26 protein-coding genes and 1 other RNA gene are annotated in these 25,387 nt (G+C 41.8%); 5 read left to right on the top strand and 22 right to left on the bottom strand.

Annotated elements, in window-relative coordinates; translation table 11 throughout:
- Positions 1-8: 8 nt before the first annotated feature.
- The gene (locus H0266_RS12310) at positions 9-278 is read left to right on the top strand and encodes a hypothetical protein (protein ID WP_181472672.1); all 270 of its coding nucleotides are present in this window, start codon (positions 9-11) and stop codon (positions 276-278) included.
- Positions 279-723: 445 nt separating this feature from the next.
- Here H0266_RS12310 and H0266_RS12305 read toward each other — a convergent pair whose 3' ends face one another.
- The 17 genes from H0266_RS12305 to H0266_RS12225 all read right to left on the bottom strand — a co-directional run bounded on the left by H0266_RS12305 (position 724) and on the right by H0266_RS12225 (position 17,389).
- Positions 724-1,050, bottom strand: coding sequence for a four-helix bundle copper-binding protein (locus H0266_RS12305; RefSeq protein ID WP_181472671.1), 327 nt, complete (start codon positions 1,048-1,050; stop codon positions 724-726).
- A gap of 82 nt (positions 1,051-1,132) precedes the next feature.
- Positions 1,133-1,801 carry a response regulator transcription factor gene (locus H0266_RS12300; protein ID WP_181472670.1) on the bottom strand — a complete coding sequence of 223 codons (669 nt, stop codon included), beginning with the start codon at positions 1,799-1,801 and terminating at the stop codon, positions 1,133-1,135.
- Positions 1,798-3,174: a sensor histidine kinase gene (locus H0266_RS12295; RefSeq protein WP_181472669.1), complete on the bottom strand. Its 1,377-nt coding sequence runs from the start codon at positions 3,172-3,174 to the stop codon at positions 1,798-1,800. Before H0266_RS12295 ends, H0266_RS12300 begins: the two co-directional genes overlap by 4 nt.
- Positions 3,175-3,209: 35 nt before the next feature.
- Positions 3,210-3,920, bottom strand: coding sequence for a cytochrome c biogenesis CcdA family protein (locus H0266_RS12290; protein ID WP_181472668.1), 711 nt, complete (start codon positions 3,918-3,920; stop codon positions 3,210-3,212).
- Positions 3,913-4,467 carry a thiol-disulfide oxidoreductase ResA gene (gene resA, locus H0266_RS12285; RefSeq protein WP_281374310.1) on the bottom strand — a complete coding sequence of 185 codons (555 nt, stop codon included), beginning with the start codon at positions 4,465-4,467 and terminating at the stop codon, positions 3,913-3,915. The genes H0266_RS12290 and resA overlap by 8 nt, the downstream gene beginning before the upstream one ends.
- Positions 4,468-4,504: 37 nt before the next feature.
- Positions 4,505-5,275, bottom strand: a complete 771-nt coding sequence (locus tag H0266_RS12280; RefSeq protein ID WP_343063272.1) for a F510_1955 family glycosylhydrolase — start codon at positions 5,273-5,275, stop codon at positions 4,505-4,507.
- Positions 5,161-5,451 carry a hypothetical protein gene (locus H0266_RS12275; protein ID WP_181472665.1) on the bottom strand — a complete coding sequence of 97 codons (291 nt, stop codon included), beginning with the start codon at positions 5,449-5,451 and terminating at the stop codon, positions 5,161-5,163. Before H0266_RS12275 ends, H0266_RS12280 begins: the two co-directional genes overlap by 115 nt.
- 129 nt (positions 5,452-5,580) lie before the next feature.
- Positions 5,581-7,101: a multicopper oxidase family protein gene (locus H0266_RS12270; protein ID WP_181472664.1), complete on the bottom strand. Its 1,521-nt coding sequence runs from the start codon at positions 7,099-7,101 to the stop codon at positions 5,581-5,583.
- A 25-nt stretch (positions 7,102-7,126) separates the two neighbouring features.
- Positions 7,127-7,357, bottom strand: coding sequence for an SHOCT domain-containing protein (locus H0266_RS12265; RefSeq protein ID WP_181472663.1), 231 nt, complete (start codon positions 7,355-7,357; stop codon positions 7,127-7,129).
- Between the two features lie 227 nt (positions 7,358-7,584).
- Positions 7,585-8,199, bottom strand: a complete 615-nt coding sequence (locus tag H0266_RS12260; protein ID WP_181472662.1) for a plastocyanin/azurin family copper-binding protein — start codon at positions 8,197-8,199, stop codon at positions 7,585-7,587.
- A gap of 163 nt (positions 8,200-8,362) precedes the next feature.
- The gene (locus tag H0266_RS12255) at positions 8,363-9,025 is read right to left on the bottom strand and encodes a response regulator (RefSeq protein ID WP_181472661.1); all 663 of its coding nucleotides are present in this window, start codon (positions 9,023-9,025) and stop codon (positions 8,363-8,365) included.
- Entirely contained in the window at positions 9,012-10,715 is a 1,704-nt protein-coding gene (locus tag H0266_RS12250) for a PAS domain-containing sensor histidine kinase (RefSeq protein WP_181472660.1), read from the bottom strand. The genes H0266_RS12255 and H0266_RS12250 overlap by 14 nt, the downstream gene beginning before the upstream one ends.
- 618 nt (positions 10,716-11,333) lie before the next feature.
- Complete coding sequence (locus H0266_RS12245; RefSeq protein WP_181472659.1) at positions 11,334-12,062, bottom strand: urease accessory protein UreH domain-containing protein; 729 nt, start codon at positions 12,060-12,062, stop codon at positions 11,334-11,336.
- Between the two features lie 126 nt (positions 12,063-12,188).
- Entirely contained in the window at positions 12,189-14,045 is a 1,857-nt protein-coding gene (locus H0266_RS12240) for a heavy metal translocating P-type ATPase (protein WP_425484308.1), read from the bottom strand.
- 374 nt (positions 14,046-14,419) lie between these two features.
- Entirely contained in the window at positions 14,420-14,626 is a 207-nt protein-coding gene (locus H0266_RS12235; protein ID WP_181472657.1) for a cation transporter, read from the bottom strand.
- Between the two features lie 27 nt (positions 14,627-14,653).
- A complete protein-coding gene (locus tag H0266_RS12230) occupies positions 14,654-17,059 on the bottom strand; it encodes a heavy metal translocating P-type ATPase (RefSeq protein WP_181472656.1) in 2,406 nt (801 codons plus the stop codon).
- A 12-nt stretch (positions 17,060-17,071) separates the two neighbouring features.
- The gene (locus H0266_RS12225; protein ID WP_181472655.1) at positions 17,072-17,389 is read right to left on the bottom strand and encodes a metal-sensing transcriptional repressor; all 318 of its coding nucleotides are present in this window, start codon (positions 17,387-17,389) and stop codon (positions 17,072-17,074) included.
- 153 nt (positions 17,390-17,542) lie between these two features.
- Here H0266_RS12225 and H0266_RS12220 point away from each other — a divergent pair, with 153 nt between their 5' ends.
- On the top strand, positions 17,543-18,199 hold the full coding sequence (locus H0266_RS12220; protein ID WP_181472654.1) for a DUF4396 domain-containing protein: 657 nt from the start codon (positions 17,543-17,545) through the stop codon (positions 18,197-18,199).
- Positions 18,200-18,641: 442 nt separating this feature from the next.
- Here H0266_RS12220 and ssrA read toward each other — a convergent pair.
- Together ssrA and smpB are read right to left on the bottom strand one after the other, a co-directional pair.
- Positions 18,642-19,003, bottom strand: a transfer-messenger RNA (tmRNA) gene (gene ssrA, locus H0266_RS12215).
- Between the two features lie 90 nt (positions 19,004-19,093).
- The gene (gene smpB / locus H0266_RS12210) at positions 19,094-19,558 is read right to left on the bottom strand and encodes an SsrA-binding protein SmpB (protein WP_181472653.1); all 465 of its coding nucleotides are present in this window, start codon (positions 19,556-19,558) and stop codon (positions 19,094-19,096) included.
- Between the two features lie 164 nt (positions 19,559-19,722).
- Between smpB and H0266_RS12205 the strand changes: the two genes are divergently transcribed.
- Together H0266_RS12205 and H0266_RS12200 are read left to right on the top strand one after the other, a co-directional pair.
- A complete protein-coding gene (locus H0266_RS12205; RefSeq protein ID WP_181472652.1) occupies positions 19,723-20,583 on the top strand; it encodes a GNAT family N-acetyltransferase in 861 nt (286 codons plus the stop codon).
- Between the two features lie 122 nt (positions 20,584-20,705).
- Positions 20,706-21,125, top strand: a complete 420-nt coding sequence (locus H0266_RS12200; RefSeq protein WP_181472651.1) for a Thoeris anti-defense Tad2 family protein — start codon at positions 20,706-20,708, stop codon at positions 21,123-21,125.
- A gap of 52 nt (positions 21,126-21,177) precedes the next feature.
- On the opposite strand, the gene rnr is transcribed toward H0266_RS12200, so the two are convergent.
- From rnr to secG, 3 genes are all read right to left on the bottom strand, one after another.
- Positions 21,178-23,478, bottom strand: a complete 2,301-nt coding sequence (rnr, locus tag H0266_RS12195) for a ribonuclease R (RefSeq protein WP_181472650.1) — start codon at positions 23,476-23,478, stop codon at positions 21,178-21,180.
- A gap of 39 nt (positions 23,479-23,517) precedes the next feature.
- Positions 23,518-24,261: an alpha/beta hydrolase gene (locus H0266_RS12190; protein WP_181472649.1), complete on the bottom strand. Its 744-nt coding sequence runs from the start codon at positions 24,259-24,261 to the stop codon at positions 23,518-23,520.
- Between the two features lie 186 nt (positions 24,262-24,447).
- On the bottom strand, positions 24,448-24,681 hold the full coding sequence (secG, locus tag H0266_RS12185) for a preprotein translocase subunit SecG (protein ID WP_181472648.1): 234 nt from the start codon (positions 24,679-24,681) through the stop codon (positions 24,448-24,450).
- Positions 24,682-24,829: 148 nt separating this feature from the next.
- On the opposite strand from secG, the gene H0266_RS12180 reads away from it, so the two are divergent.
- Positions 24,830-25,327: a hypothetical protein gene (locus H0266_RS12180; RefSeq protein WP_181472647.1), complete on the top strand. Its 498-nt coding sequence runs from the start codon at positions 24,830-24,832 to the stop codon at positions 25,325-25,327.
- Positions 25,328-25,387: the final 60 nt, after the last annotated feature.

Genomic DNA, 25,387 nt, shown 5'->3' with positions numbered 1-25,387 from the left:
GAGGGCTTATGTCAGGACTAATGGGAGGAATGATGGGGGCAATGGTCGGTTCGATGGTCCACATTTCCCAGCTCATTGCTTTGACCAATATCTTTGCCCTCCTATTGGTCAGCTCCATCATTTTATATCCAATTTTCGTTGAATCTGACCGCCCCATTTCTAAAGCATGGGTTCTAAAGCCTTTCATCGTCTTCTTGATCATTTCAGCAATCTTAGTTGGGGGAAGTTCGCTTATTCATGAACCTGTATTCCTGCATAATGATGGAATGGACCATTAAGAATAAAAGCGGACCATCTTTGAGATGGTCCGCTTTTCAGAGCTACGCGACCTGCGGGATCTCACCCAAGCCTCAGAATCCTGCAGGAGTGTCGCCGTTTCCACGCCACCTTACATTAGGAAGTGGGAACCTCTAGATATTTAACTACAATGTGGAGCTCTATTGATGAGAGCCTCATGCTTGGCGAGGTTCTGTTCCGACTATTTATAGCTTAGTGGGATGGAAAACGGGGAGACTCCCGCGGGAGAAGGACCTTGGCGAGACCCCACAGGGAGTGTCAACGAACGAGGAGGCTTGCCGGTTCCCCCGCAGGAAAGCGAGCCGTTTTCCATCCCACGTTATTCTTATAATCAAACAGAACCCTTCCACTAACTTCTTCAACAGCCTGAAAAGCGGACCACCTTTAAGATGGTCCGCTTTTATTCACTATCCATTGATGTATAAATTACGCAATGCTTTTACATGCATCTGCACACTTAAAGCATGCCTCAGCACATTTCTGGCAGTGGTCATGATCATGTTTCTTACATTCGTTTCCGCAAGCTTCGCAAATCTTAGCACACACTTGTGCAAGCTCCGCAGCGAATGGAGTACCTCTTACCAAAGATTGCTCAAGATAAGCACAAATATCGGCACATTCTCTGTCCAGACGGATACATTGAGCCATCATGCTTACGTCTTCTTCTTTTAAGCATGCATCATAGCAATGGTTACATGCTTCCATACACTCATGTAATGATTGTATAGCAGATTGATACTGTTCATGTGACATGTATTTTTTCTCCTCCTTCATCATTTATGTCTCACAGATAAGGTAACCTGAATACTACATAATTAAACATATTTGTAAGGATTTACTCCCCCCATTTATATCCAACTCCCCAAATTGTTTTCAAGTGGGAATCGATAGGAAAACCTTTCTTACGTATTTTCTCCCTTACATTCCTGACGTGGGAATCAATCGTTCTCCCCTCTGTTTCAGAATCAAATCCCCAGACTAGTTCCAACAAATCTTCCCTCTCATAGACCTGATTTGGTCGTTTCAAGAGTAGACCTAAGAGTTTAAATTCCTTTGGCGTCAATTGAATTTCCGTTTTGCCATAATGAAGTTGATGGGACTCTTGATTCCATGTTAGTCCATTCACCTCTATACTCCGCCTGTTCGTCCCTCTGCGTAATAGGGCTTCCATGCGTGCGAGTAAAATTTCCTCATCGAACGGTTTTGAAACGTAGTCGTCTGCGCCTATTTTAAGCCCTTTGAGAATATCCTGTTTTTGGTCTTTCGCGGTAAGCATGATGATGGGCGTTTCGGTAATCTCCCTCATTCTTTTGCACGTTTCAAAGCCATCCATATCTTTCATCATGATATCTAAAAGGATCAGGTCAAAAAAGGATTGCTTCAAAAGGTCCATAGCCTGATAGCCTCCTAGAGCTTGATCACATATAAAACCATGAGGTGTTAAGTATAAAGAGATTAGGTAAAGCATTCTTTGTTCATCATCTACAAGCAAAATCTTTGTCATAAGCTACCATCCCTTGGCCACAAGATTTGAATAGTCAATCCTGATTGGTTATATGCCTCGATTTCTCCACCATGCATTTCTATTATTTCCTTTGCAATAGCAAGCCCGAGTCCGCTGCCTCCTGAGTTTCTCGACCTAGACTTATCTGTCCGATAGAGGCGATCAAAAAGATAAGGAATTGATTCTTCTGGCACTCCTGGGCCTTCGTCTTTTATTTTAAGGATGACTTGAGAATTTGAAGGTTCCGCGTGTATGGAAACACTTGGACTCAAACCACTATACCTAAGAGCATTATCTACAAGGATCACCATCACTTGAGTAAAACGAGTCGGATCTGCGTACACGGTTAGTTCTTCAGGACATTCCACATTCACCCTACCACTATAAGAGGATATCAATGGGTACATTTTCTCTTTCAACTGCTCGAGCAAAAGTCGCACATCACAAACCCTTGGCTGGATATTGAACGTGTTCTCATCCATTTTGGCTAATTGAAATAGGTGTTGAACCATCCCGGATAGGCTTTCTGATTCTTCTTTAATTATTTTGAGGTGTTTGATTCGTTCCGCATGCGTCGTCTCTTCTCTTGCAGCGATATCTGCGTATCCTTTTAAGTACGTTAAAGGGGTTCGCAGTTCATGTGCAATCGACGATAGGAAGTCGTTTCGCTCTTGTTTTATTCTTTCCAATTCTTCAGCTAGCCGGTTAATGGAGCGTGCTAGAACTCCGAGCTCATCATTATAATGATCATGCAACTCCAAGTTTGTCTCACCGCGGCTCAACTTCTCCGTCTCCTCTTTCATACGTACCAATGGTTTGGTTACCAACCTTGAAAGAGTAAACACAACAATTAACGTAAGGATGATCGTGAGCAACATTACAATGAGAAACTGCTTAGTAAGATGGGATGTTAGGTCGCGAATGATTGTAGAGGGCGAGAACATATACACATTCCCTTTCAACTCTCCTCCTATGATTATAGGTGATATCGTGGCAACGTAAGGAGAAGTTTTCCACTGATCTTCAATAATCATCCCCGATTGTTCAGATGACACCGGATATTCTTTCAGCAATTCTCTTTGTGATGGATCAGTGGATGATGAATTTGAAAGCACCGTCCCATCTTCATCTGTAACAACGACATCAGTGACGGTTTCGGATTCCATCAAATCTACATGAGTCAAAGTAGTTTGATCAAACTTCTTCTCCAATACGTCACGATGACTCCCGCCACGAGTTAAAAGCCCATCCAGCACTTCTTCAATTTGATAACTAGAAATATTTGTATATAAAACAAAGAATAAGGAAAGCTCGATGATGATCATCAGAATAAAAAACAGCATACCTATTTTCAAAGATATTCGTTTACTCATATTTGTTCCTCAGTTCTAAAAAAGAATGGAGCTGATCAAAAGCCTGTCCACCCTCCGAAAAATTGGCTTGTGATGAACGATGTGAATTCAGTCATCCATCCAAAGAAAAGAAATACCCCCATAACAATCATTGAATATCCCCCTACTTTAACGATTTTCCGGTTATGTCTTTTAATCCAACTCATCCGTCCGATAAATACAGCCATCAAGAAAAATGGGATAGAAAAACCAAGCACATAACTAATCATATAGATGACCGCTTCATCGGGGGAAGATACCCCTAGAGCAATGACAGAAGCAAGTATAGGTCCAGTGCAAGGTGTCCAACCTGCAGCGAACGCCATTCCTACGACACTTGAGCCCAAGTAACCAGGCGGGCGATTTTTGATCGACACTTTATATTCTTTCATGAATAGTGTCGGCTTATAAAAACCAACAACTACAAGTCCTAAAAAGATAATCAGTACTGCTCCAAGCTGACGTATTAAATCATCATACCGAATAAACCAGCCACCGATCCATGATGTCGAAAAACCGATGGCAATGAAAATCAAGGAGAATCCGATAAGAAAAAACAGAGTATGCATCAGCGGTTGTTTCTGGAACAGCTTCTTTCTTTCTTTTAAATCGTCCACAGACATGCCCGTGATATAAGATAGAAATGCTGGGTATAACGGAAGACAACATGGAGAGATAAATGATAAGAAACCTGCACCGAATGCTAAGAATATGTTTACATCAGCCATTCGGCTCCCTCCCTTTATCCGGCTGGATCTTTTTCATATAATTACGGATTTGAGACTCTGTTAGTCCTGCCGTGGTCCTATCGACAACTTCACCGTTTTCGTCCACTAGAAATGTGACAGGAATCAGACCAATGCCATACGCACCAAGTAACTCCTCGCGTTTATCCAACAGCACCGGGAAAGTCATTCCTTTTCGCTCAACAAAGGAAGCAACCGCCAAAGAATTCTCGCTGACCTCAATGGCTGGAACTTTTACACCTTTATCTTTAAATTTCTGATACTGACTCTCAATATAAGGCATCTCCTCCTCACAAGGCTTGCAATACGTTGCCCAAAAGTTAAGAAATACTCCTTGTCCTCTGTAATCAATGAGTTGGACGGTTTCACCAGATAATGTTTTCAATGTGAATTCAAGGGCCTTATCCCCCGCTTTTACAACCTCGGAATCTCTAGTGAAACCCTGGTATAATACAAAGCCAATCACGACAACAAAGATACCTAAAAGCAGTGTTCTCATCACCAATCGCTTCTTCTTTCGATTTCCCAAAATGATTTACCTTTCTTTCCAAGCGATGTCATTCATATTATTTCGTTTGTCCCTGATCGAGAATTAGCTCCCATGAACCACCTGAATCCTCTGTCAAATAACTGCTTCCTTTGATTGTGAAGATGGCGTATTCTTCCTCATTGGTGCCATGCTTAGAAATATACATCACTGCATCTTCCGATAAATCTGGGAGTGGTAGTTCTTTATTTGATTGATCAGCCCAGTTATATTCAACCATAGAAGGTTCTCCTGTATAAAGACCATAATATAGTTTGTCTTCAGTAAAATACAGACCGCTTCCCTGACCTTGGTCTGACACCTTTTCAAACTTCTCTCCACCATCATCACTTAAGTAGATCCCTGTTGCACCTGCTACGGCTACAAGGCTCTCATCATCTGGGTGTACGGCAATCTGGAAAATTTTCTCCCCTAAACCATCTGCCGCTATTTCTTCCCAGGTCTCCCCATCATCTGTACTTTTATACAATCCCTGCTCCATCTCTGAATTCGGTCGTTGATTCAAAACGTATATGACGTGATTTCTTGCTCCGACTCCCATAGCATGAAAATCACTTTCCCCTTCAAATGCGAGGGAAGCTAAGTCTTCTTGGGTCACCTCACCTTTTTGAATTCCAATAGGGTTAGGTAAATCGCTTTGTTCACCAGGGTGCCCTGATGTGTAGAATCCGTCCTCTACAACCGTAAAGCCCATATAGTCATTTTGATGATACTTGGATGAAAGCCAATTCCCGTCTTTATAAATCTTGATCCCTGAATGTGAAGCATACGCAATACTTTCCTCATCCAAATACCCATACCATGTACATGTTGTAGAGTTCCGTCAAAGGATTCTGTCACTTCTTGTAACGACACGTCTGAACCGCCTTGTTGCTCACTCTCTTGTTGACCGCTTTCCTCTTGACTGCACCCTGCAACAGTGATGATAGAAGCCAGTGCCAATGATGTTATGAATTTCGCTTTCATGTTATACACTCCTTAAGAAAATCTCGTCTCACCTTCTCAAACAAATATCGAGAAATTGTGAAGAAAACCACTTTGTCATAAAAGTAGCAGAACCGATGCTATTACCTTAGTATCGGTTCTGCTCCAACATCAAGGGTTATTGTTGCTTTTCCCTCCCAATTCGAAAGGTGAATACACCCCTTCATAGTCAACGATCGTCACCATACCACGCTCAGCATGATTGTTGTCATGACAATGAAAAAGCCACTGCCCTTGATTATCAGCTTTAAAATAGATGGTATAGGTCTCTCCAGGTTTAACGTGTACTAAATCTTTTACAATAGGCTGGTCGATTGCCTGCCCATTTTTTGATTGAATTTGAAAATGATGTCCATGCAGATGCATAGGGTGATTTAACCTACCTGAATTCGTAATCTCAACTTTTACAATGTCTCCTTCACGTACGTTGATAGGAGGAGTATTCGGAAATACTTCTTCGTTGATTTGAAAAACCACTCCCTCTCCCATATTCATCCCCATGCCGAGGTCCATTCGGTAAGATACATCCTCTTCCTTGACCTCATTGAATAAGAGTTCTTCGCTACCATTTGTCAATCCACTTCCGGTTGATGTAGTAGCAGAAACATTTAAATTACTCGCTTCTTCGGTCGTCTCAGTCACGACTGGAATTTTCATTTGTTCAGCATTCTGCAATTGAGGATCTTCCCCGATCACTTCTGCCCCTTCCCCTTGTTTTGTATAAGCTACGTCAATTCGTTCCCCGGGGGCGATTTCAAGCGTGTTAAGTGATTCCTTTTGTTCTAACACAGCTTCTCCATCTGTAGCTATAACTTTCATTGAACCCTCCGGAAAAATGATACGATGTTGTTGATAACCTGCATTAATGAAACGCAAGCGTGCCGTATCTCCTGCCTCTAACTCCAATGGTCGAATAGCAGCCCCAGATTTGCCGTTGACCGTTAATGTATCATACATCTGTTTCGTATCAGCTTCTCCGTCTCCTGACATAGACCCCATCATCATACCCCCCATATTGGAGAGGCTCTGCTTTTCCTGATTTACGGCCCATTCATCCAACATAAAAGTTTGATCTATTTCGATGGTTCGTTCCTTTTCCTCAACCACAAAAGCTCCATATAACCCTTTATCCACCTGTTTTGAACTGTGCTGGTGAGAATGATACCAATATGTCCCTGCGTCATCAGCTACAAACTCGTAAGTAAATGTCTCACCAGGTTGGACGGCATCTTGAGTCAGACCTGGCACACCGTCCATCTGATTAGGTAAAATCACACCATGCCAATGGATCGTGACAGGAACTTCCAATTCATTTTTCAGATTTACCTTAACATAATCTCCTTCCGTCACGCGAATGGGCTCTCCTGGTACCTTTCCATTATATGTCCATGCTTGCACGGATTTATTTTCATTGATTGACCAATCCACCTGCTTAGCAGTCAGCTCAAATTTTTTTACAGGCCGATCACCTGGTCCTTCTTTCTCCAAGTCTAAGATGCTCTCTTCACCTTGTGTGACACTCGTAGGTAAGTCTTTCTGCGCAGCGTCAGAAAAAGGTGATTGGAAATACATCCATGTTCCCATTCCCAATAACAGAATTATGAGAATGGATCCAATTATCTTCCTGTTCATCTTTACCTCTCCTCTAATCTTTTTTTTACTTTTCGATTTTCTTTCTTAATCGGTCATATTCATCCTCAGAAATTTCACCGTCAGCTAATCGTTTCTTCAACGCTTCAAGTGAGTCCGTTTGAGAGGATGTATCTTTGTTATTTGGTCTCATCATCCATATAACAATGAAGATAATCGCCACCAATATTGTGAGACCAATGAAACCAAAACCAAAAAAGCCGCTGCCCATTCCGTTTCCATTCATCATTCCGTTCATTTCACTTCCTCCTTCACTTTCAATATACCCATACCACGGATCGTATTTTAATAATCGTGGTTAGAGGACGTTTTGTATCAATAAATGATAGCCCCTATATCCAATGTCCCCCGAAATCGTGCATTATTTGTGCAGAAACTATGTATATTTTGTATTTATCTAACTGTACATTTAACTTGAGGTACGCAAAAAAACCCCCAAATGCAAGGAACATTTGGGGGTTCGTTTTATTCAACTATGAATGTACCAACCATACCCGCTTCTTTGTGGCCTGGTACGGTACAGAAGAATTCAAATTCGCCTGTTTCTTGAGGGATAAATTTAATCTTCACCGTTTGGCCTGACTTTGCGTTCATATGAATATTCGTAGCATCGTGACCTCCATCATGGTCACCGCTGGCATGTACTTTCTTAACACCTAACACTTTATCAAGGAGTGATACCGACTCTGGGTGATCAGCCATTTCACCCATATAGGTAATTTCCACATCCATCTCTTTCTGGGTCAGGTCGTGAAATACTTCTCCATCATTATTTAGGATAAGTTCATATTCTTCTCCCTTTTGTAATGTAATTTCTGAAGGATCATAGCCCATCTCGAAGGCGGACACATCTATTACATTGGTAGAAACTTCAGAGTCACTATTTTCCTCTGCTTCTATAATAGTGTCTTCTTCCGTCGTTTCCTCTTTGGTACTGTCGGTACTGTCACCCTGTTGCGTTTCTTCTGTACTTTCTTCAGGTTGACTGTTCTCCTTCGCTTCTCCAGAAGATGAACACCCTGCAAGTAGTACCACTGTACATATGATACTCAACAAAACCATAAGCTTACGCGAAATCATGTCTCTTCCTCCTTGTATAAATCTATTTTCAATCATAGACAATACAAGGTTATTGTTGTAGTAGAAATGAGTACACTTTATACAACAGAAGGTAGTAGTATAACTAATACCATAAGCATTGAAACTAGGACTATATTCTTATTCATCTGAATTATTAATCCATCTAATCCGACTCTTCTATAATCCCTTCTTTTAAAGCGAATGTAGCAGCTTGGTACCTGTTCTTAACATGAAGTTTTTGAAGGATATTCCCTAGATGTTTTTTGACAGTATGCTGGCTGATAAACAACTCTTTACCTATCTCATCGTTAGAATACCCTTTAACAACTAGCTGGAGCACTTCCGTTTCCCTGTCACTCAAGTTATACTGATCCACTTTTTGAGTCTGGAGTTGTTCAGCCATGCTCTTAAATTCATTCAATAGTTTATTCGCTAACCCTGTTGAAAAAGATGCTTCACCTCTTAATACTCCTTCAATATGTGAAAACAACTCTTCAAGGTTCATATTCTTTAACAAATATCCATTTGCACCGTATTTAATTGAATTGTACAAATCAGCCTCTTCATCCGAAACGGTCAACATAATGATTTTCACTTCTTCATTTTGCATACGGATTTGTTTCACAGCTTCTAAACCGTTACATTGAGGCATTTGAATATCCATTAATATAACATCAGGATTTGTTTCCTCTGTAAGTTCTATCGCTTCTTTTCCGTCACTTGCTTCCGCGATAACTTCCATACCATCCTGCAGGTTCAACAACTCCACAATCCCTTTACGCAGAATCTCATGATCATCACAGACGAGTATATCAATGGTTTTCAAGATGCTCCCCTCCTTCAGGTATGTACAATGCAATCTGTGTGCCTTCACCCCTTGAGGAATTAATTTCGACGTATCCTCCGAACAAGTGCGCTCTTTCTTTCATGATCTCTAATCCATAATGTTCTTTTTGATCTTTATTCATTTCATAATCAAAACCATTCCCATTGTCTTCAATTCTGATTCTCCAAAAACCCACGCTAGCAGGTTCTAACTCTACTATTACGCTTGAAGCACTCGAGTGCTTCTTACTATTAGATAGGGCTTCCTGAATAATACGTATGACGTGTACTTTCATTTCTGAAGACAAATTTGCTTCTCTGAATGTAAAGTCTTCCCGAACCTTCACCTCTACTTCAATCTCCGTATGTTCTTCAAATATATCGGCATAGTTCATTAGTGAATCTAAGAAGGGCTTCTGCATTTGAAAAGGAGTTCGCAGATTAAAAAGATGATGTCGGATTTCGTGATAGGCTTCATTTGTTAACGTCTCCAAATCACGAACGAATTCCTTTAGCCTGTCGGAGTCAAGACCATCGCTTCCCTTCCGATAGATAAGACTCTTCACCACTTGGATTTTCATTGATATAGAGCTGATTTCCTGTGCCAAACCATCATGCATTTCACGTGCTAAACGCTCCCGTTCTTCGACAATGGTGACGCCTCTCAACTTATTATATAAGTGACTGTTTTCTAATGTGATGGAGAATATTTGTTTAATACTCTTGATAAGGTCCTGCTTCTGCATGGACGATTGCATCTGCTCTGTTCCTTCCACTAAGATGAACCCCAGTGTATGACCTTCCGTTTGTATGGGAACAACCAACTTATTGTCTTTGAACTCGTATGAGGCGAGGCGACTATGCTCTGAGAAATCATAATCTTGATTTCGGAAATTTGGAGTGGAAGCAATACATGAGAATCCATCATTATGGGACCTCTTCAAGTATAAAGCCACATGATCGCCCTCTAATAACCGTTGAATTTTATTCGTGACATCCCTGAATGTTTTTTGTGTATCTAACGCACTCAAGTCACGTATGGAAGTCATTTTATGAGAAATTTGATACAGAATTTCAGTCTCATAATGCTTTTGCGTGGCTTCCGTATACAATTTTTTTATTACATTTTCCATCTGTTTTCTTTCAGACAAGTCTCTCACGATAATGGCGATTTTTTCTTGATTGGTAAACAAATCGTTCATAAAAGAAAAAGTGAGACTAACTGGGGTAGGTCCGTTGTCTTTTGTCTGTAATGACTTCTCGATAATAGGGGATGAATCATTATCATTCTTATCCCTATAGAATCGGAGTGAATGCAGAGTTTCGTCGAATAATATCTCAAAAGTCAAGCCGTCCTTCTGCTTCCATCCACTCAATAATTCAGCTCCTCCATTCATTTCGAGGACTTCTCCATCCGAGTTCAATACGAAAATGGCATCCACACTATTCTCAAACATGATCTTCGCTTCAATTTCTTTTTGATAACTTTTACGCTCCAACTTCTCTAACGTATTGAAAATCACCTGTGAAATGATGATTGAGATAACTATAAACAGAATGGAGGACACTACGACGTCTACATCCCTTGGCAAAAAGTGAATGAGTGTATAGTGTCTTACCAACTCGTAGCTGACGATAAAAAAGCTGGTCAGCAAAATGGCTAGAATTTTATACTTTTTGTACCTTTTCATAAATCGGCACTCCACCTAAAATTTTGTATTTTCATTACGTTGCCCTTATATATCGTACATCATTTCTCTCATTTATTATATGACCATCCTACCCACCAAAAATGAGTCCAAGATAAAAAGAATCCTCATATCAGAGGATTCTCAGAGTGTTGAGAAAGCTACTTTCGGTTCTTCCAAGGTGTGAAGGTACCGGTGGCGTGGAAACGACTCCCTTTCCGCAGGCGGCGGTGAGCTTCGCGACCTGCGGGATCTCACACAAGCCTCAGAATCCTGCAGGAGTGTCGCCGTTTCCACGCCACCTCACTACAGGAAGAATGAACCTCTAGAGATTTAACTACAATGTGGAGCTCTACTTATGACAGCACAATACTTTGTGAGGTTCTGTTCCAGCAAATTTAAGCATAGTGGGATGGAAAACGGGGAGACTCCCGCGGGAGAAGGACCTAGGCGAGACCCCACAGAGAGTGTCAACGAACGAGGAGGCTTGCCGGCTCCCCCGCAGGAAAGCGAGTCGTTTTCCATCCCACGTTATTCTTATATAATCTAACAGAACCGCTCCACTAACTCCTGCAGGCAGCCTGAGAATCCTCAGATATGAGGATTCTATATTTCGGTCTTCTACCAATAAGTAAGTGTATCCAGCACCCCTACTACGATCAAGAGGATACCAGCAATTTTTTGAACCATCCCTCCGAGCTTTCTTCCCTTCTTCATGAATGAACCGCTTAATTCAAAATACCAAATGAGAAAAATAGAAAAAATAAGAGGAACCGATGTCCCTATCGCAAAAATCGTAGGCAATACAGCCCCGTAGGAAGTAGATAGAACTACTGGCATCAGTGTCATGAAGAATAAGATAAACATGGTCGGGCAAAAGGCCAAAGTAAAGCTGACTCCCACCAAAAAGCTCCCTACTGGATTATCTTTCAAATAACGATCCGGTATTTTGCCGAGGTTAAAATTCCACTTCATTTGGAATATTCCCATCAAGAACAAGCCCATCACTACCAATACAGGGCCGATCATTTTCCTGATAAACGGGATGAATGCTGTCAAGTTGCTTTGTATTTCTTTGCCCATCACCCACACAACCAGTCCCAAGATAGAGAATACAAAAACCTTCCCCATGATAAACAACGTCACGTGAAGCCAAGGAACCTTAGATTGCAAAGACCGGTTCCCATAAATCGTGATCGCTCCAATATTCCCGGTAAACTGACAAGGTGCAAAGGCCCCTACTAAACCAAGCAGAAAAGCAGAAAGAATCGGAATGCCCTCCCATTTCAGAGCAAGACTGTGAAATGGCCCACTTAAAAACGCACTTATTTCGCTGAATATCTGATACATGTTATCCTCCACCTGTCAGGACCTTTATTATCTCAACTATAACGCATCGATGTGCAGAATCTATGTAGTTTCCAATTCTTTTATAAAATAATAAGCGGGACAAAGAAAATCCTTTGTCCCACTTTTTTATTCTGCCTTCAACAACTTAGCATTAATCGCAACTACAACTGTACTTAAACTCATTAAAACGGCTCCCACAGCCGGACTGAGAACAAAACCGATAGGAGCTAAGACACCTGCCGCTAAAGGTATGGCAAAAATGTTATAACCTGCAGCCCACCATAGGTTCTGCACCATCTTCTTATACGTGTTTTTAGATAAACTTACAATGGAAACGATATCTTTGGGATTACTTTTCACAAGGACAATATCTGCCGTTTCGACAGCTACGTCTGTTCCGCTTCCTATTGCAATACCAACATCCGCAGTGGCCAGAGCAGGTGCATCATTAATGCCATCTCCTGTCATCGCAACCTTTCTTCCTTGAGACTGAACCTCTTTCACTTTATCCGCTTTGTGGTCAGGTAATACTTCAGCATACACTTCATCAATATCCAGCTGTTCGGCCACCCAATTGGCCACTTTTTGGTTATCTCCCGTAAGCATGACCGAGTGAATACCATTTGATTTAAGTTCTGCTATCGCTTCTTTGGCAGAATCCCTTACCATATCAGCCATTGCGACCATACCTATGAATTGGTCGTCAAGCAGGACGAAGACCACTGTTTTTCCTTCTTCTGATAGATCATTAAAAGCATCCGTGTCGTAAGTATAGCCTTCGTCTTTCATATAACCAGGACTCATCACTTTGACTTCTCTTCCATCAACAGAACCTCTTAACCCTTTACCTGTGATCGATTCAAAATCCTCTACTTTCCCAAGTGATATCTCCTTTTCACGAGCTTTTTCCAGGATTCCTCTGGCTAGTGGGTGCTCAGAGTTTTGTTCAACGCTAGCTGCCCAATACAATACTTCGCTTTCCTCATTTTTATTCGAAATGACATTCGTGACACCGAATTCACCTTTTGTTAATGTACCGGTTTTATCAAAGATAACGGCGTCGATGTTCCGTGCATTTTCAAATTGAGTTCGATTCCTGATCAACAGTCCCTGCTTAGCTGACAATGATGTCGAAACAGCTACCACCAGCGGTGCAGCAAGACCTAAGGCATGCGGACAAGTGATGACCATAACCGTTACCATGCGTTCTAACGCTATATCAAGCGCATACCCCAAAGCAAGCCATACGATAAAGGTCGTGATCCCTGCTCCAAGAGCTAAGTAAAAAAGCCATTTTGCTGCTCGGTTAGCAAAGTCCTGAGCCCGGGATTTTGAACCCTGAGCTTCTTGTACTAACTCTATCACTTGAGATAGGTACGTATCGTCGCCTGTTTTTTTCACTTGAATCGTGAGACTGCCTTCTTTATTGATCGATCCACCGATGACCTCATCATCTACGTCCTTCTCTACAGGCATGGATTCCCCCGTCAGCATCGATTCATCAATAGCTGATTTCCCTTCTGTAATTTCACCATCGACAGGAATTTTCTCACCGGGTTTTACGAGGACGAGATCCTCTGAATGAAGTTCACTTAACGGGACGTCTTCCGTCTCACCATTCTCTTTTAAACGATGAGCTTCATTCGGCATTAATTTCACTAATTCCTGAAGAGCATTTGAAGCTCCCATGACAGACTTCATTTCTATCCAATGACCAAGAAGCATAATATCAATGAGTGTCGCAAGCTCCCAGAAGAAGTTCCGACCTGACCATCCGAACACAACAAGTGAACTATACACATAAGCGACGACGATCGCTAGTCCGATCAAAGTCATCATGCCAGGATTTTTCTGTTTGAGTTCGTCTACTGCTCCTGTGATGAAAGGCCAGCCACCATAAAAGAATACAAAGGTTGCCAAACCGAATAAAATATACTGGTCGTAAGGGAAAGAAAAGTCGATACCAATAAACTTTTGAATCATTGGGGATAATATTAGTATAGGTAAGGTTACAATTAAGGAAATATAAAACCTTTTCTTAAAGTCCTCAACCATCGCCCCGTGATCATGACCTTCATGACCATGACCATGCTGATGTTCATGGTCGTGATCTTGTTCATGATTATGCTGATGACTATTTTGACCATGGTCATGGTTTTGATGGTCTTTTTGTTGATTATGGTTACTTTGTTCGTGTGACAAATTAATCCTCCAATCCTGATTTAAGTTATTCTTTTTGATACTGTTACCTAGTAGGGGTATAAATAAACTGGTTTTTTCATCTTGTAGTAAACATAAAAATCCTGAAGGTCCAACCTAAGTTGACTCCTCCAGGATTTTTCCATACTCAATTGCTATTATTCAGAGACTACCTCGTAGCCCTGCTCTTCTACCGCTTCTTCTATTACTTGCATATCCACATCTTCACCGGCAGAAATTGTAACTTTGCCTGTTTCCAAATCCACTTCAACCTCGTTCACACCATCAACCTCATTTAAAGCACCCTTTACTGCTTTTTCACAATGTCCGCAAGTCATTCCTTCTACTTTAATCGTCTTTTGCATATTAACGCACCCTTTCTGTATAAATCATTATATTTTCACCCGCTTCAACCTAAGCGAATTACTTACAACACTGACCGAACTGAACGCCATAGCAGCGCCAGCCACCCATGGGGCTAACAGTCCAATCGCAGCAATTGGTATTCCTGCTGTATTATAAGCGAGCGCCCAAAACAAGTTTTGTCGGATATTCTTCATCGTCTTACGGCTCAAGTGTATGGCCTTGCTTAAATGTTCAAGATCTCCACCAATCAGCGTAATATCAGCTGTTTCGATGGCGACGTCCGTACCGGTACCGATAGCTATACCAATGTCAGCTGTAGCTAGAGAAGGAGCATCATTGATTCCGTCCCCAACCATAGCCACCGTCTGACCTTGTTTTTGCAATTCCTTCACTTTATCAGCTTTTTCTTCAGGTAATACTTCAGCAAATACACCGTCTATCCCCACTTGTGCAGCAATAGCTTTAGCCGTGCGCTCATTATCCCCCGTGACCATGAATACCTGAATTCCTAAATCTTTCAGGTCGGCAATCGCTTGTTTGGAAGTATCTTTGATGGTGTCTGCGACTGCGATATACCCCTTTATTTCTTGATCAATGGCGATGAACATAGCTGTTTTTCCTTGGTTCTCTAACCTTGAAAAGTCTTCTTCATATTGCTGATATGGCAAGTTCTCACGGTTCATCAATTTTCTAGTCCCCACTAGGACATCTCTGCCTTCAACTTTAGCTTGGATACCATAACCTGGAATCGCTTCAAAGTCTGCAGCTTCCTTCATTGTAACGTTCTTCTCTTTACCATAGGCAACGATAGCCTCGGCTAGAGGATGTTCAGATGCCTTCTCTGCAGCAATCAAATCAGGTAGCCACTCTTCCTCATCCCTAGAGAATGCAACTAAATCAGTGACCTCAGGCTTTCCTTTCGTCACGGTCCCCGTTTTATCCAATAACACAGTGGTTACACTTTGCGTTCCTTCTAAATACTCTCCACCTTTGAAAAGGATGCCCTGCTCTGCACCTTTACCCGTTCCTACCATGATTGATGTAGGCGTAGCGAGGCCGAGCGCACATGGACAGGCGATCACGAGTACAGCGATTGCAGCTTCAAGTGCTGCCGGAAGCTCACCAGGCGCCACGAATACATACCAACTAATAAACGTGAGAACAGCGATTCCCACAACGATTGGTACAAAAATTCCAGAAATAACATCCGCCATTCTTTGGATAGGGGCCTTGGAACCCTGAGCTTCTTCCACAATTTTAACGATGCCTGAGAGCGCTGTGTCTTTTCCTACTCGCTCTGCTTTCATTTGGACCGTTCCATTTTTATTGATGGTTGATCCGATAACGGGGTCCCCTTCATTTTTTTCTATTGGAATAGATTCCCCGGTAATCATCGACTCATCCACAGATGATGAACCTCGAACCAAGCTTCCATCGACAGGGATTTTTTCGCCGGGCTTAACTAACAAGATGTCCCCGACTTCTACTTGGTCTACCGGTATCTTCTCTTCTTCTCCATTTTTAATAACTGTCGCTTCTTTAGCTTGAAGGTTCAGCAGCTTGGTTAAAGCCGCTGTGGTGCGTCCTTTGGCAAGGGACTCAAATAATTTCCCCACCAGAATCAAGGTAATGAGAACCGCACTCGTTTCAAAATATAGTTCTGGCATGATCTGAGGGTTAATCTGCCAACGCACAGCCTCTACCAAGCTATAAAAATAAGCTGCCGACGTACCTAAAGCAACTAATACATCCATGTTGGCACTTTTATTCCGCAAGGATCGATAGGCCCCCACATAGAACCGAGCACCAATATAAAACTGAACTGGCGTTGCTAACAGAAATTGAAACCAAGGGTTCATGAATAGTTCAGGAACAGGTAAACCAATCTCCCAAGGCAAGTGCGCCATCATTGTATATAAGAGAGGGAGCGAAAGAAGAGCAGATAGCCACAACTGGCGCTTCTTCTTCTTAATTTCTTCTTCTTTATAGTCTTTTTGTTCCTCACGATCTTGTTTAATCACGGCATTATAGCCAAGCTTCTCCACTTTGGCAATGATATCATCGACGGATACTAGACTCGGCTCATATTCAACAAAACCTGCTTCAGTAGCTAAGTTAATAGTGGCTTGGTCTATACCCTCCATCTTGTTTAATACTTTTTGAATACGGGAGGAGCAAGCTGAACAGGTCATACCATGGATATCGAGCTCCACCTGTTCCTTCTGTACACCATATCCAAGCTTTTCGATTTTGTCCGTAATATCAGAGGGTTGGACCTTTTCTTCATCGTAATGAATGCTCGCTTTTTCCATAGACAAATTCACGTTTGCTTCAACGCCATCCATTTTGTTCAATACTTTCTCTATACGAGTCGAACAAGCTGAACAGGTCATACCCGTGACCCCTATATTCATACCTTTTTGTTCACTCATTGACATGACCTCCTATTTGGAGAATTGCTGGATCACTTTCATTAACTCGTCAATGGCTTCCTCGCCATTTCCATTTTTGATGGCACTTGCCACACAATGATGTGTATGACGTTCCAGTAATGAATGGCCGACTTTATCTAACGCCTTATTTATAGCTGATATTTGGATCAGAACATCAACACAATAGCGATCATCCTCAACCATTTTTTGAATTCCTCTTACCTGTCCTTCTATACGTTTCAAGCGGTTCATGACAGCTTCTTTCTCTTGTACTGTTCTCGGTTTTACGGGTTTCTTATTACTAGCCTCGGGTAAGTATTGTTCGTTCATTATCAATTTCCTCCCTTAATAGCTACAATACCCCTATACGGTATTATTAGTCAACAGTTGTGATCATTATACCAACCTCTAGTTACTTTGGTTTTAAAAAATACCATTACTGGGTATGTGAACAGTATTGTACTAAAACAAAGAGGTGATTGTATGTTAGTTATAGTTTCATGGATTGCACTTTCAGCAGGACTACTCTCTTCCCTTATCATCATAGTTGATGTAATCAGGCATCCACAAATGATGAAGATCATGAATTTCGTCTGGCCGATCAATGGATGGTTTTTTGGACCATTCGCTCTCTGGACATACTTTAAGTGGGGACGATTAAAAGCTAAGAACTTGGATATAGATGATCATCGCGGGCGTCCGGCGAAAGTATTCGTATCCACTAGTCACTGTTCAGCTGGCTGTACACTGGGCGACGCAGTAGGGGTTCCAATAGTAGCTCTGACAGGCTTAACGATAGCAGGTTCAACCCTGTTCGCCCACTACACGGTTGAATTCATTTTAGCTTATATCTTTGGTATCATCTTTCAATTTTACGCTATCTACCCGATGGATAAAAGTAAAGGGGTTATGGGGTCGATCAAAGCTGCAGTAAAAGCCGATTCATTTTCTTTGATTGCCTTTGAAGTGGGGATGTTCGGTTGGATGGCCCTTGTACACTATGTATTATTCACAGAACCACCTAAACCGAATGAAATTACTTACTGGTTCATGATGCAGATTGCCATGATTCTCGGTTTTATTACCAGTTATCCAGCTAACTGGGTGCTTGTGAGGAAAGGGATCAAAGAGGAGATGTAGACAGGAAAGGTAATGTGAGTTTCTAAGTGATTTACAGAGACAAAATTTAAAAGGCCTTTCCGCTGTAATTGGAGAGGCCTTTTTATGTTACCTTGACGGGGTATGTTGAGGTCCTCTTTTAAAGTGAGAGAGGTGAGGTCACGTCCATTTTTTCTTGAAAACGGCTGAGTAAATGTCTTATTAAGTGCATCTCGTGTCCGAATAAACAGGGAATGTCCGATATAAAAGGACGCTCGTCCGGATTAAGCATATGAAAGTCTGAAATCGTGCTTCTGTTGTCCGGATCGCTTGGATAAATGTCCGAATTGAGGTCTGTTCATCCAATATATCGAGGGTTGGAGAAACAGCTCGTACAATAGTAAAAAAATCATAAGTTTTACAAACGGAAAACTTATGATTTACGTCACAAATTTGAACATAAAAAAACCACCAATATATGTATTGGTGGAGACGGTGGGAGTCGAACCCACGTCCGGAGATATCGGCACTCGGGCTTCTACAAGCGTAGTCGATATATTATATTTCACTTCCTCTTCAGCCTACCGACTGGCTTCCAAGGAGCTAGCCTGATTAGTCTCTTCGTTTTTCCTCAGGCGGTGGAAAAACGCGTAGCCCACTTCAGTTTGAGACCCTTCATCTAGCACATGGGCGATACCAGGAAGGATCAGCTATAGACTACTTACGCAGCTACAGCTAGGTTTTCGTTAGATTCGCCAGTTATTATAGGCAAATGACGTTTTACGAGACGTCACCTCGACTCGCAACCCGAGCTCGACCTATCCCCGTCGAATCCGTAACGTCCCCGTTAGGATTAAGACAGAGCGTCAAGCTCTATTCGTGCTGTCGTCTTGAGCGACAATACCTATTATAGCACAAACATATTTTTTTTCAAGTCTACTTTAGGCTTTCCTTGATTGCCCGATCGATTTCCCGCTTCTGTTGTTTACGTTTCAAGTCTTCACGCTTATCGTATTTCTTCTTACCGCGTCCTAGACCAATCAACACTTTGGCTACACCATTCTTGATATACATTTTCAAAGGGACTAATGAATACCCTTTTTGTTGGGTTTGTCCAATTAATTGATTGATTTCTTTGCGATGCAACAATAATTTACGCGCTCGCGTTGGCTCATGATTATGAATATTCCCTTGATCATAAGGGGATATATGCATATTGTGCAAGAATACTTCGCCATCTTTGACACGTGCGAAACTCTCTTTCATATTGACTCGGCCGTTCCGAATCGACTTAATTTCCGTCCCTTGAAGCACAATTCCCGCTTCAAATGTTTCTTCAATCTCAAAATCATGTCTCGCCTTCTTATTCTGGGCAATGCTCTTTCCCTGTCCTCTTGGCATAACGGTGTTCCTCCTCTATTGCGTACGCTTTATTTTATCAAATTTCAGCCTCATTTCCAATTCATCCCCCGAGGACATAATACTTAAACTATAATGATGGACTTTTTCTTTCAATATGTGAGACTATATTTTTGCACTAGTTCGAATAGAGGAGCGCGATACAAATGGAACAGGTGGCACAAGTAAGAATGCTGACCATAGATGATTTACCCCTTTTACAAGCAATGGATACGGGAATAGAAGATGATTATGTAGTACGTATTTTTGACAGGCTGATTGATTCGGATAGCCATGAGCTCTTTGGACTTTTTCACGAAGACCAAATGATGGCTGTTGCTGGTTACAGCTTATTCGGTCAAAATAAATTCGCGATGCTCGGAAGACTGCGAAGTGACCGGCGTTACCAACAACGCGGACATGCGACGAAATTACTTCAACCTATCATTGACCACCTTAGAGAGCGTCCGGACGTCGGTTGGATTGGTGCCAATACGCACTTAGGAAATATTCCAGCCCGTCGTGTCCTGCAAAAGTTAGGCATTGACCAAGGCCCCGTCATCCACTACTTGACATTAAACCAACCAGACAAGCTAGTCGGCCAGACGCCCGGCCCTGTTTGGACAGAGGTCGAGGATCTCAACAAAAAGCACGAATTATTGAACTCACTAGAGAGCAACGCACTAGGCATGTTCCCATATGAATGCTATTACCCTTTTCCATACGACGATGCCTTGTTTACTGATGAGTATATCGCTGATTCCACCTTTTACGTAAGCCCGGACGAATCACGTTTCGTCGTCATTAAGAACGATACAAAAAAATATGATTATTCCCACGTCAAATACTTTTGGAATGATCATTATACTCAACCCGGATTTTTCGAAACTTTGCTTGATCACTGGAACAAGAACCCTGAGAATGTAGGATGCTGGATCGATTTCTCTGCTGAAGGGTTCAAGCATATTCCTGACTTGTCTGCATACGATGTACAAGAACCATGGATCTTGTACGGCATCTGGAAATAATATCCCTTTCCGCTGTTAAAACCCTTACATTGTGATGGTTCTGTGACAACCGTTGACTTTGCTTGGTAGAGTTAATAAAATCCTTAGAGGAAAAATTCACAGGTCAAGAAAGGAACGTTGAAATGAACTTTTTATTTGCAGCTCGCCTACTCGATGAAGGACACGCTTTAACACGGAAGTCATGGACAGATGAAGGATATATATTCAAAGATGAAAAAGGACGCTTGCAGTTTTTCGATCACAATGAACCGAATGTCTATCAGCCTACTGTAGAAGATACACTAGCGGACGACTGGAATGAGGTAGCAAAAGATCGTTGGACCATCGTCTCCGTCGCTCATGATGCTGAGCTCGTTAAAGACAAATTGTTTATTTCCTATCACATTTGCTCCAACCACAATGGACTGGTTACAAACAATCACCAAATTGATCAAGCCGAGTTATCCACTTGGTCCAAGTGTGTCGATGTCGATTTAATTCAGACAGCCGCTCATTTGAATGAACAGGATGTAAACCAAGTCAAAAATGCGATCAGTGCATAATGAATATACAAAAAACGCGCAGGGGAGCGGACTTCCCTGCGCGTTTTTTGCTTTATTTTTTCTTTTTCGTACCTTTTTTCGGCACTCCTTTATTACGATAGAACGGTTTGTTGCCTTTTTGCTTTTTCTTCTTTTTCTTTTTACGATCCGGTGCACCTTTTTCTTTTGATTTAGATTCGATATTTTTTGGCCTAGCTGGACGTGGTCTCTCTTTTCTAGGCTTCATCCCGTCAATTTCAAAATCAACGACACGTTCATCCAAATTCACATTAGTAACACGAATCGTTACTTCATCACCAATACGGAAGACATTTCCTGTACGCTCACCAATCATCGCGAATTGCTTTTCGTGGAAGTGATAATAGTCGTCTGTCAATGTACTGACATGAACAAGACCTTCGACTGTATTCGGTAATTCTACAAACATGCCGAAGCTTGTGACAGAGCTGATGACGCCTTCGTACTCTTCACCGATTTTATCTTGCATGAATTCCGCTTTCTTTAAATCATCCGTTTCTCTCTCAGCATCGACGGCCGCTCGCTCCATCTCAGAAGAGTGACGGGCGATTTCCGGCATCTGATCTTTCCAATGCTTACGCGTTCGATCATCCAATTTCTCTTCAACTAAATACGTACGAATCAGACGATGGACGATCAAGTCTGGATAACGACGGATCGGTGACGTGAAGTGTGTATAGAAGTCTGTCGCAAGTCCAAAGTGACCAAGACCTTGAGGATCATATTTCGCTTGTTGCATGGAACGAAGCATCAATTTCGAAATAATCATATCCTCTTGTGTGCCTTTTACTTCTTCCAACACTTTCTGTAAGGCTTGAGGGTGGACATTATCAGCCGTTCCTTTCACGACATACCCCATATTCGCAACAAACTCGAAGAAGTTCTGCAGTTTGCTTTCATCCGGGTCTTGGTGAATACGGTGGATAAACGGTACGTCCATCCAGTGGAAATGTTCCGCTACCGTTTCGTTCGCTGCCAACATGAATTCTTCAATTAATCGCTCAGCAACAGAACGTTCACGCAAGCGAACATCGACTGCTTTACCTTCTTCATCTACTACGACGCCTGCTTCCTTGAAGTCAAAGTCAATCGCTCCACGTCCCATTCGTTTGCCGCGGAGTGTCTTCGCTAATCCTTCCATCTCTTGGAACATTGGAACAAGATTTTTATATTTCTCCATAAGATCAGGATCCTGATCTTGCAGAATGCTGTTGACGTCTTTATACGTCATACGCTCTGTTGTCTTGATTACACTTTGGAATATCTCATGTCCAACGACATCTCCATTTTTATCGATTTCCATCTCACAAGATAACGTCAGACGGTCGACTTTTGGATTCAGTGAGCAAATGCCATTCGATAGACGATGAGGAATCATCGGAATAACACGATCCACTAAGTACACACTCGTTGCTCGTTCTCTCGCTTCCTTGTCAATCGGAGAGTTCTCATCGACATAATATGTTACGTCAGCAATATGGACGCCAAGCTTGTAGTTACCATTGTCCAATTTTTTCACCATGACCGCATCATCTAAGTCTTTCGCATCCGCTCCGTCGATCGTCACAATCGTTTCATCACGCAAATCACGACGGTTTTTAATTTCATCTTCTGAAATTTGATCAGGGGTTTCGGCTGCTTGTTCTAACACTTCATTAGGGAAATCCACTTTAATTCCGTGTTTATAGATGATAGAGATGATGTCGATGCCTGGATCATTCTTATGTCCAAGAATCTCAACGATCTCCCCTTCAGCGCTCATTCGATCTTCCGGGAACTTGGTGATATTCACAATCACTTTATGGCCGTCAACGGCTCCGTTCGTTTGACCTTTTGGAATGAAGATGTCATTCGGTATTCGTTTATCATCGGCAATGACGAATCCGAAATTACGACTGGACTCATACGTTCCGACTACTCGGGTCGTTGCGCGTTCTAAAATCCGAATGACCGTACCTTCTGGGCGTTGTCCATCGTCATCCCTTTTTTCAATACGGACAAGGACTTTGTCATTGTTCATTGCAGAATGTAAATCAGAGTGGTGTAGATAGACATCGTCCTTGTCTTCTTCGTCTGGAATAAGAAAAGCAAACCCTTTCGCGTGCATTTGAATCCGTCCGCGAATGAGGTTCATCTTTTCCGGTAATCCAAAGCGATTCTTCCTTGTACGGACGAGCTCCCCTTCTTCTTCTAGAGCATTCAAGGTTTTCATCAGTTCCCTGAAGCCAGCAGCGTCTTCAAGGGCCATAGCGTCTTCGAGTTCCTGCACCGATAATGGTTTGGACGCGGTTTCTTTAAAAAAGTCTAAGATTTGTTGCTTCAATTGTTCGTTCATTTTCGCCTTACCTCCTTCGGTATGAGGACAATACTCTGTTTATGACCAATCTAAGGATTCAAGAAAAGCTAGAATATCTTCATGAAGCTGTTCCTTTTCTTTATCCATCGTAATGACGTGTCCAGAGTTTTTGTACCATTTTATATCTTTTTGATCGGTTTCAACTTGTTCATAAATATAATTCGCACTCTCAGTGTTGATCATCTCATCTTGCTCAGCCTGTACGACAAAAGTCGGTGTGTAGATTTGATCGACCTCGTCATGGACGTTTTCAATAAGACTGCCCAGTTCTTTGAACATCGGTTCAGACTCTTTCAGCATTTCTTCGATTTCTTGGTCGATTGTAGCTTGGTCCTTACCTTCTAATTGCTTGTACTGTTTCGCTTTCGCTTGAAAGCCCTGTGTTAATTGTTTCTCATTATCGAAGAACATAGGAGCACACATCGTGATGACACCCTTAATCGGCTCTGAGTAGGCTAACTTAAGACTCAATACTCCGCCTAATGACAAGCCTGCTACCGCAATCTTCTCATAACCGAGTTCTCTCAAGTGATTGAGCGCATCCATCACATCTGCCCACCACTCGTCAGGACGAGCATCAATCAGCGCCTCCAATTCCTGGCCATGCCCTCTATAAATTGGTGCATGTGTGGTGTATCCGTTCTTTTGCAAATATCTTCCAATCATCCGCACATCAGCGGAATGTCCTGTAAATCCATGTAATAATAATACCGCACGTTCGCCTGCTTCAAACGTAAATGGTTGGGGTTGTTTAATTTTCATTGTCATTCTCCTTACTTCATCTATTTCCTTATTTATAAATTTCATTCTTATTAAGAGCGGTTTCTATTTTATCCCACTATTTTAAGGTGGCCAAACACATCGTTTTTTTTCATATAAATGGTAAAGGACTCAGATATAGAAAAACCGCGCTTGAATAAGCGCGGTTTGTTCAACCTATATTTGATCTTAGCCTAAAATATAAGCGGATAAGAAAGCCAACACGAAGAATAATACACCTGTTACAATCGTTGCTTTATGCAAAACCGCATCGATGCCTCGTGCTTTTTGTTTCCCAAACATTTGCTCCGCTCCACCAGAAATCGCTCCAGATAAACCAGCGCTTTTCCCTGACTGTAGCAAGACAAGAGCAATCAAAGCAATTGTATCAATCGTTAATAACGTAATTGCGAGTGTTTCCATGATGTGCCACACCTCCTAAAGACGTACAAATGACTAGTTTAAATGTAGCACAAAACATAGCCTTCATCAACAATATTCTCAATTCGATTGACATTGATAATCATTTTCAATTAATATATACGTACATTATAATTACGGAGGTGATTCTATGAAGGTGACTTGGAAGGAAGAACTCCAGTTATTCGTAGATGATGTTATTGAACTCGTGTACCAATGGCCTGCTGAGAATCGGTCTACCATTCGAATATTACAATTGATTGAACGAAAGCAAAAACAACTGAATCATTCCAATTTCCCTGACTTTGGATGCTATTACCTTCAGTTAGCCCAAATCATAGACCATCTTCTTCAACAAACCATCGATCATAAACCAGACCTGTCTTGGTTCTGCAAATACTGGGAGACGTTTGAGAGAGAAGAAAAGTTGACGCTGAATCATGTCATCATTGAGGAACATCAGCAAGAGAGGACCTTTAAAAAGTTTGTCATTGAAAGAGACCCTGAGGAAATGAAGCTTTATCGTAAGTCCGCTATCCAATGTTCTTACCACATGTTCCATGCGTTACCTGATCGAATCGAAACGTTTCATTTATTAACAGGGGAATCTTACATAGAATGGACGAATCCCCAACGCTTATCTTCTTAAACCACAGTTGAATGAACTGTGGTTTTTGTTTTGGGAATTTGTCCGAATTCAATGGGCAAA

The organism is Halobacillus locisalis (assembly GCF_013694105.1).
Taxonomy (GTDB): Bacteria; Bacillota; Bacilli; order Bacillales; family Halobacillaceae; genus Halobacillus; species Halobacillus locisalis.
This window is presented reverse-complemented; position numbering and strand designations above follow the sequence as displayed.